This window comes from Bacillus sp. RB3, from assembly GCF_030164735.1.
In the GTDB taxonomy this organism is placed as follows: domain Bacteria; phylum Bacillota; class Bacilli; order Bacillales; family Bacillaceae_G; genus Bacillus_A; species Bacillus_A cereus.
Genome location: NZ_JASNGE010000066.1, coordinates 1 through 8,783, shown reverse-complemented (window position 1 = coordinate 8,783; position 8,783 = coordinate 1). Strand labels below are relative to the sequence as shown.

The following is an 8,783-nucleotide window of genomic DNA, read 5'->3' as shown; positions in this document are numbered from 1 at the left end:
AGAGTTCGATAGAACTCTTTACTTAGGAATCCCTCACTTCTAAACGAAGTGAAAGTGGGGGTAGTTCAAATTTCTTTCATAGAGTTAAGATAAGGATCATATATTATAACAACATACTACATTGAAAGGGTGAATATATGATTTCATCGTATTCGATAAGTTATATTTTAGTCACGGGTAATACTGCTATAAAAAAGGTAGCTAGAGTTCATGCATCCTCAGAAGTTTTTGCTGTTAATAAGATTAAAAGAGAATTAGAACGTAGGTTTTCACAGCCAACAAAAATTGAAGTTTTTCCGGTTTAATAAAAGCGGAATCATTCTTTGTTTCCTTATTAATTAATGTCACTTCACCTATAAATTGACCGCAGTTGGAAGCATAAGTTGGCCAGAAAACACTTGTTTTTGCAGATAATTATCTAATTATTCAACAGAAGTGGAAGCATAAATTGGCCGTAAATTCTACAAAATAGCAAATGAAGGTACCTATTAGCAGCATAAGATATTCAAAATTACTAGCTTATTCACTGGAATCTTTACGTGATAAACCCGTTAACTCTAACAAAGGTGTCCTTGTATACTAACTTAATGATAGGTAATCTATTCTACGGTAGCCTTTGTGACTTCCGTAGAATAGATCTTAAAGAAATGGGATGTTAAGCAAAATTGTTTATGATTCTCTTGAAAAAATCGTCTCATATTTCCCCCAAACAATTCAGCCAGATTGTTGAATAGAATGACTCGCATTTTTTTAACAACTTTAAAAAGCCTTACTACACACAAATTGTAGTAAGGCTCTGACTATTTAAGATAAAATTCACGTATCCCCTCCAAAGAAAAGAGACTTTATTTTAACTTTCCTATTGATAAGTTAACACGATAATTTCCATACTTTAATAGTCTCCCTAGAAAGTTATCCAATTCTTCATTAGAAGCAAAATGTGTTTTTAATAAATAACATCCTTTACCACTTATACGATGTACTTCAGAAATTTCTTCTTCTTTTTGAAAGAAATTCATAAACTCTTGATGATTAGCTGATGTCACAAACAAAGTAACAAATGCAGTCACTGTTTGTCCTAGTTTGATTCGGTTTATTGCGATTGTATATTGTTCAATAATCCCTAAATCCTCTAATCTCCTGATTCGATTTCCTACAGCCTGCCCCGTCATATGTATTTTTTGACCTAGTTCTTTCCATTCGCATCTGTGAAATGTGAAACTTGGTAAGCCCTATGTCATCTGCATGAGCAGTAGGATGACTGCAAAGTCAAACGATGTGACAGAGGGTAAAGGATATAAGAGAAAGCAAAAGCCGTTATCTGAAAGGAAACAGGAAGGCATAGGCATATGTATAACTGAGCGGATATTGTCGTCCTCACGGACAAACCCATGGCAAGCCTGAAAGGGAGTCCACTTCTTATAGAGGTACCGCCAGCATTTCGGTAAAAAACAACGCTAAGAGTATACAAAGTTTTATGCAAAAAATAGGGAGACATAGGGAACTATAGGGAAGCCAAAAGTTGCCCTAAAATAGGAATGTATAAAAAGATGCATAGAGTCATAGAAAAAGAAAAAGGTGAATCCCTTCTGAGGGTATGGGGAAACCTTTTTCTTCGCTACCGATAATGAGACGTTATGTTAACTTAATAAGAATATTTATTCATAAGCAAAATTAAAGAGAGTAACAAAATGTTACTCTCATCAGAAAAAATCAAATCAATATTTTCTAAATTATACCCCAAACGCAGTCATTCTAACTCTCGAAATTTCGCTTTCTTAATTAAGTTTGCTATTTTTGTTCTGTAAATCCTTTGTTGATTAAATCCTCTGTTGATTGTATTACTTGTACATCCTTTGGAAGTTCACTTTCATCAATTTCTTTATACGTTATATTTCCATCTTTATCTTTATCTTCAATAACAAATTTTACTTTATCTGTGATAGATGGTTCTTCTTTTTTATCTGTGTCTACACCCTTTTTTGTTTGTACTTGTACATCTTTTGGAAGTTCACTTTTATCAATTTCTTTATACGTTATATTTCCATCTTTATCTTGATTCGGAATAGCATATTGTACTTTATCTTTGAAAGATGTTTCTTCTTTATTATCTGGTACTGCACCTGCTCCACCAGTTAATAACCCTGTACCTAAAAGTGCTCCTGCTAATAATGTTTTAAACATTTTTCACTACCTCCTTGTTTGAAATTATATTAAACATAAAGCAAAAATCTGTAGTTAATATGGATTATATCTGGAGAGTAGGTGAGTTTTATAATTGGGTTATTCTTTGTTTTTGGGTGAGAGTGCTGGCTGGGGGTTTGGGGGCTAGCCCCCAGGAATTTAACGTAACTTTATATAGCATAAGTAAAATTTTCGAACGATAGATCAAGGCGGTTCGGCAGGTATAATTGCTGATTCAAGTCGAGCAACCTAAGTCCTCGTTTTTTGTCTGTTCGGCTTGGCGATATACCAACCCCCGCCGAATTTCGGAGTGCAAGGAGAAAGGAGGAAGATTTTTTGAGTGGGATTCTCAAAAAATACTCTCCGTTCCTTTTATGGAGAAAAGCCCTTATATAGAGAATGAGAAGAGACATACTTTTAAAAGTGTAAAAAAATATATAAATAAAAAGTCGTAGTTGTCAAATTAAACAACTACGACTTAATTTTTAAAATAACTTACTAGGTAAAACTTTTAATATTGGTATTTTCATTGCTGTATAAAACATAAGTTTTAAAGCTTCATTTACATTATCTTTATCTCCTGCATAAATAATGTGAGGATTTACAAAAATTACAGATGCTCTAGCATTATTACCTTCTACACCAGATTCAACTTTAAATAACAAACCGTTTTGACACAACAAGAGGGTCTTAAGAATAGTGAATCTGACCAGCTACGTATCCTCCCTTCGGTCCGGTACCGTTGACAGACGCTTTAAATTATCTTCTAATAATCACAACATAATTACCCATATTTTTTGACTTAAAACGAAATAAGACCTTTTAAAATCCAAAATAAAAGTTCTTTGGATCCTTTCCTTTTTTTAAAACTTAACTTTATATAAAAAATCTATGGAAAAGTTCTACAAAAAAGTATCCCTGCTTTTTAGATAGGAATACTCTTTTTTGTATTAGAATAATTTACACTTTTATTTTTTTGCAGCAATATAGTATAAAGCCCCTTGTTTACCATTTATTATTCCTTCAAATTGATATACAGGCTGTTGGAAATCTTTTGTATCTGAATAAGATGATAAGGTACATTTTGTAATAGTTATTATATCTCCTTTTTTTAAAGGTTCTAGAGGTAAAAATTCTCCACGTTTTAATTTTTGGAATGCTTCTTTTGAAGAAATAACTTCTATATCTTTAATCTTTATTTGTTCTGAAGAATTTTTCTTAAATTTATAAACAGGCATTTTTTTAGAATCTGCATCTAATGATATAGTTGTTTTCATAGTAATATCAGACATATCCATTTTAGTTTCTGGTTTAATACGTAAATTACCAAATTCTTGCATCTCGTAAGAAATAATAATTCCAAATGTTAATAAACAAACTACCACTGGTAAAGATATGTATTTAACAATTTGTTTAAATGGTACTGATTGTTTATCTAAAAAAACAATCAATAAATTACTTATACAATATCCAAGCATACCTCCTAAGGTGTTATGTAATACATCGGATATATCTATACGTCCAATATCTGTTACAAATTGCATTATTTCAATAAACAAACTTGTACTAAATACGACTAATAATACTGACCCTGCTTTTTTAAAGAAATTACTAATTAAGGGTAACAAAAATCCTACTGGAAAAAGTAAAGCAATATTTATAATAATATCTTGAAAAGAAACAAGTGAAAAATTATTCCAAGCAACTCTATATCCACGTAAAATATCAAAATTAATTATCCCTTCAGGCCGAATAATATTTTCACGACCAAATAAAGTTCCAGCTAATACAATAAGGTAATATCCTATCAATAGTGTAATCAAAACAATTTGTTTTTTTTCAAATGAATATTTCCCTTTATATATTCGTTTATACAAAACAAAATAACCTAAATTCAACAAAATGGGAACCAATAAAATTATTATTATACTAATAATACTTAAACTTCCTAATGTAGAATTGATAAAATTCATATAATACCTCCATACAATAACAATATATGTTTGAATTTAATTAAAAAATAAAATATATAAAAATGCAAAGGTATAAAATAACAAATATAATTAACCTGTAGTGCTAGTTGGTTATGAATATTATGTTTTCCTTTACCTTTTCATTGTGACATTTAGCTACGCTCCATGTGGTTGTGCTTCCCCTTTTGTAAGGACATACACATCTTTTTCTTTCACTAACGAATTAAATCTATCTACTATATCTCTTCCTGCATAAGTTAATAATCCACCTCCTACAACAAATAATCCTGAAACTGCAGTCAATGCTTTTTTCAATTTTCATTTCCCCCTTACTTTTTCTTAAATAATTAAGTGTGATTTTATTCATTTTTTAACGAATTCCCCGAAAGAATTCTCTTTCCTCAAGCGTGTGAAGGGCGTAGCCAAACGGCAGGTGGGAGGTGAATACCGGTTTAGCATTGCCAAAAAATTTTGATAAACTAGCTATATGAAGTTCTTTGATAACTTGATATATGAGGTTGCAGGAAGAAAATAGAGTGCGAAAACCAAGCCATTCGGTTCCTGTGTAAAATATCAACCGTACCAAAAGAGCGTCCAAGCGTTGGACATCTAGGAGTGGAACACCCCTAAGTAACGCTCAGGGAGACGAAAGGTTACTTTCGTCGTGGAACTGAGAAGCTCCCACTTCAAGCTTTGCTAAGTGGCGAGTAGTTCACATAAGAATGACCTTTAACACATTTCCAAGTATAAAGAGCATTTCTTAATAAAAAATGGGGGAGCTTCTTAAGATTTTCTTAACAAACAGTTTCACATTGTAAAAAAGAACCCTTCCTTCAAGAGAAAGACTTATATCACTATATAAATCATAGGGGATTGTTTGCATATGGACTTTAGTTTTATGTACAATAAAGGTAAATATATAGTCTGAAACAGGACGAGGAAAACCATATCCAATTCATTAGTAAATTTACGTATCGATTTTGCATTTAAGCAGTTATTTGGTACAAATGGGAATGAAGATATTTTAGTTGCCTTTTTAAATACCATATTAAAAGATTCTTTAGAATCACCTATTGCTTCCCTACAATTAGAAGATCCACATTTGCTTCGAGAATATGAAGAAGATAAATTATCGATTTTAGATATTTCGGCTACATTAAATACAGGAACAAAGGTAAATGTAGAAATACAATTGAATAATAATCACGATATGATCAAACGCAGCTTGTATTATTGGGGAAGGTTATACACCTCTCAATTGCAAAAAGGAATGCCTTATAGCTCACTTCAAAAAACAATTACCATAAACTTGTTAAACTTTGTGATGTTTCCAGAATATGAAGCGTTTCATACAACAAGAATCCTTTGGAATCAGCAACATCAAAAGTTATTAAGTGACGATATAGAAGTTCATATTGTAGAGAATCCAAAGTTACTACAGCAATGGCGGGAAGAGAAAGTTAATCCGTGGGAAGATTCGTTTGTTCGTTGGTTATTATTATTACCAGCGAATGAAGATGAGTATCTCACACAAACATTGGAGGACATTGCCATGAACCAAGATCCGATTTTACAAAAAGCAATGAATAAGTGGGAACGTATGAGTCAAGATTCTTCTTTCCGTCAAGCATATGAAGCAAGAGAAATGGTCTTAATAGATGAGGCTGTAAAGTATGTTCATGCTCGTAATGAGGGGAAAAAAGAAGGAATTCAAGAAGGGGTTCAGCAAGGAAAAATACAGATGATTAAAGGTATGCATGAACTTGGTGTATCACATGAAACGATTGCTAAAGCCAGTAAATTAGGAATAGATGAGGTTGAACGTATTTTAGAACAAAATTAATCAACATCAAAAAAAGAACCTCTTAATTTTAAAAGAGTAATCCCAACCGTTATAAAAACAACAAATTAAATTTTTACAAAAGAAAACAACCTGTATAAAAACAGGTTGTTTTCTTTTATGGTTCTGGTGCAAAAATAAAACAAAAGAGAATAAAGCGCATATATTCCTAACGAAATCGTATCTTATGCTGAAAGTCCAAACAATTGATGGATGAATTCTTTCTGATTTTGGACAGACTGGTCCCGTAAATTAAGCTGTTCTTTTTTAATCATATGCATGGCTTCTACTCCAGAAAGAATGGATGTAGCTGTGTCAAAACATTTGAACTCTAGCATGGAACGGATTCCCATCTCTAGAGCAATACTATCCACTTGGAACATGTTTTGATCTGTGCCGTTGTCTTCAAATATAAACTTTAGCCAAAACCAATCTATTCAAGTTTCAGATTTTCCGAAAAAGAAAATTATGGTTTTGGGGGTTATTACAACATTTTAGATTGACAGGTATGTATGATAATCCCATGTAGATTGCATCCACTCTCCAAGAAACGTTCGTTGGTTTCAAGTTTTCGTAGCAACAGAACCTTTAATTTCTAACGGTTCCGGTATCTTTTATTTTGACATGTGTCTTTACATTTATTTTAGCCTCTGCTAGCGCTTGCAACCAATCTTCTTTTCGTTTTTTCCACTCTTTATATTGAAAAGCTCTAGCATATAGGGATAATCCAATTGGATCAATTTTATTCTGCTGTATTTCATCCAACATATTTTGTAATTCCTTATTAATTTCTTTTTCGATAGCATTTTCTAAATTATTTATATTTTTTTTATTATCATAATGCTCCTTAATTAAATTCGCATTGTTTTTTTCTATTAAAGCTACATTAGCATTTATTTGGAGATTAAATACAAACTTTCCGTTTTTAAAATTAACATCTATCTTCCTTGTTGCATTCTGTACGAAGATAGAAGTGTTTGGCTTTTTGTTGGATCTTTTAGGAGGAAGCGCAAGGTGTAGTATCATCCGGCCTGTATTTTTTGACTTATTTATGAGATTGAAGAACTTAACATCTTTTTTAGGGATACGAGTTAAATATTTTCCTTGTCGATCTAAAAGTGCAATTCCTATCGTGTCAATTTCATTCTTTGTTTTTTTGATAACTGGAACAATTTGTGTCATTCCTTCTTCATTTTGTTCTCTCATTAATTGTTGAATCGTAGAAGAGACGGATTGATTATTTTGAATGGAGGATTCGATTACACTATTTATATAAGATGGTAGTGATGGTTTATCTGGCTTATTAATTGCAAAAATTTCTTCTACAGGCCCATCAACAAGTACTACTTTAGCATTAATGGTAGCGTATGGATCACGGTAAGAAGAATCAAGTTCCTGCAACCAATTTGATTCTTGCGCCAATTTTTTCCCAATTAAAATGATTTCAGCTTTGGAGGCTGTCATATAGCCCGTTAACTTTGTATCTATTTTACTGAAGCCATTATATACAGTTGATGCCTGGGTCCAATGCTCTATAGTACTTTGTTGCTGTTTATGATGAAAGAGTGGGATGCTTGTGCCAACTTTTATGTCTCCATTAGAGGCTCTATCCAACCCAATTAATAGGATTAATGAAACCTTCTCAAGAGGAATTCTCTGACTACAACCAATTATATATACACAACAAATTACAATCCATATCCATTTTCGAATCAAAGTTGTTTCCTCCTAGTAATCCAAGTAAAAAGAATACTGTAAGCGAAAAATAAGATTGGTAATAGAATAAAGAAAACGACATTTAAGATATCCATAAGAGAATATATAAACAAATATTGATCCACATTGGGATTTAGAAAAATAAATAAGCCGACTATTAATACCATAAAACCAAACAGTGCCCAATTGCGAGCGTTTTTTTGAAGTGAAATGGTCAAAGAATCAAAACTGAAAAATAAATATGGATATATTGTAGTGGAAAATACAATTAAATAGTAAGCGATATATATAATTTCTAATCGTTCTATGAAAGAAAAACGAACCCCTTTTAACAGATGAAATACGGGCCAAATTACGTCTTTTATCCCCTCCGGACTAAAGTATATATAAGAAAGAATAGTCACATATAGGTAGAGAAACATGGTTCCAGTATTCGCAATTAGCAGTCCCTTAATAGCTTGTTGTTTTTTTTGTAAGAACGGATAAATAAAATATGCAATTTCTAAGCCAGCATAAGGGGTAATGGTTTCTTTCGTTGCTTTTAAAATAGGGTATATACCATCTTTAAAAATAGGTAGTAGGTGTAAAGGAGCATACATACTCTTTAATGAAAAAAGAAGAAATAATGGCATCCAAGTAGTGAAGAAGAAAACAAGCATAGAATAACTAGTAAGAGCCCTTAACCCACTCAGGGCTAAAATAATAAAAGGCAATAATAATAATATGGTGATTTGATAAGCAGGAATGGAAGGGAATATCCACACTTTTACAATATCAGTTGCCTTTAATAAAGTATTAAAGCCAGCAAAAAATAGATAAAAGGCGTATAAAAGAAGAAAAATTGTCCCAAGCCATTTACCAAAGTATGTTTTTAAAATCTGTGAGAAGTTTTTGTTAGGATTTTTTTGTAACATTAATATAATAAATACGCCAATTATAGAAGTAGTTATCCAACCCAGAATGATAGAAATCCAGCCATCTGTGCCAGCGGTAGTAGCAAGTGGGCTTGGCATAATTAACATACCAGATGCAAGTTGCAGCGAATGGATGAAAATAATAAATTCGAATAA

The 8,783-nt window shown here is 32.0% G+C and carries 6 protein-coding genes and 3 pseudogenes; 1 reads left to right on the top strand and 8 read right to left on the bottom strand.

Translation table 11 applies throughout. The features are described 5' to 3' along the window. Positions 1-845: 845 nt before the first annotated feature. The 5 genes and pseudogenes from QO049_RS30020 to QO049_RS30000 form a co-directional block, all read right to left on the bottom strand. A pseudogene (locus QO049_RS30020) lies at positions 846-1,208 on the bottom strand (Lrp/AsnC family transcriptional regulator); the annotation flags it as partial. 583 nt (positions 1,209-1,791) lie between these two features. Continuing rightward, the gene (locus tag QO049_RS30015; RefSeq protein ID WP_246963662.1) at positions 1,792-2,184 is read right to left on the bottom strand and encodes a hypothetical protein; all 393 of its coding nucleotides are present in this window, start codon (positions 2,182-2,184) and stop codon (positions 1,792-1,794) included. Positions 2,185-2,669: 485 nt separating this feature from the next. After that, positions 2,670-2,864 (bottom strand): hypothetical protein, encoded by a 195-nt coding sequence (locus QO049_RS30010; protein ID WP_284489796.1) that lies wholly within the window; start codon positions 2,862-2,864, stop codon positions 2,670-2,672. A 288-nt stretch (positions 2,865-3,152) separates the two neighbouring features. Continuing rightward, complete coding sequence (locus QO049_RS30005; protein WP_284489795.1) at positions 3,153-4,157, bottom strand: VanZ family protein; 1,005 nt, start codon at positions 4,155-4,157, stop codon at positions 3,153-3,155. Between the two features lie 168 nt (positions 4,158-4,325). Then, positions 4,326-4,472: pseudogene (locus tag QO049_RS30000) on the bottom strand (YxeA family protein); the annotation flags it as partial. Between the two features lie 631 nt (positions 4,473-5,103). Between QO049_RS30000 and QO049_RS29995 the strand changes: the two are divergent. Beyond that, positions 5,104-6,000: an Rpn family recombination-promoting nuclease/putative transposase gene (locus tag QO049_RS29995; protein ID WP_284489797.1), complete on the top strand. Its 897-nt coding sequence runs from the start codon at positions 5,104-5,106 to the stop codon at positions 5,998-6,000. A gap of 182 nt (positions 6,001-6,182) precedes the next feature. Here QO049_RS29995 and QO049_RS29990 read toward each other — a convergent pair. The 3 genes and pseudogenes from QO049_RS29990 to QO049_RS29980 form a co-directional block, all read right to left on the bottom strand. Beyond that, positions 6,183-6,347: pseudogene (locus QO049_RS29990) on the bottom strand (IS6 family transposase); the annotation flags it as partial. A 238-nt stretch (positions 6,348-6,585) separates the two neighbouring features. Beyond that, a complete protein-coding gene (locus QO049_RS29985; protein WP_284489793.1) occupies positions 6,586-7,713 on the bottom strand; it encodes a Ger(x)C family spore germination protein in 1,128 nt (375 codons plus the stop codon). Continuing rightward, positions 7,710-8,783: GerAB/ArcD/ProY family transporter (locus QO049_RS29980; RefSeq protein WP_284489792.1), on the bottom strand; the 1,074-nt coding region annotated here is incomplete at its 5' end. The genes QO049_RS29985 and QO049_RS29980, both read right to left, overlap by 4 nt.

Excerpts from the sequence above, each read along its gene's own strand:
- QO049_RS30015 (WP_246963662.1), bottom strand. The coding sequence starts at position 2,184 with ATGTTTAAAACATTATTAGCAGGAGCACTTTTAGGTACAGGGTTATTA.
- QO049_RS30005 (WP_284489795.1), bottom strand. The coding sequence starts at position 4,157 with ATGAATTTTATCAATTCTACATTAGGAAGTTTAAGTATTATTAGTATA.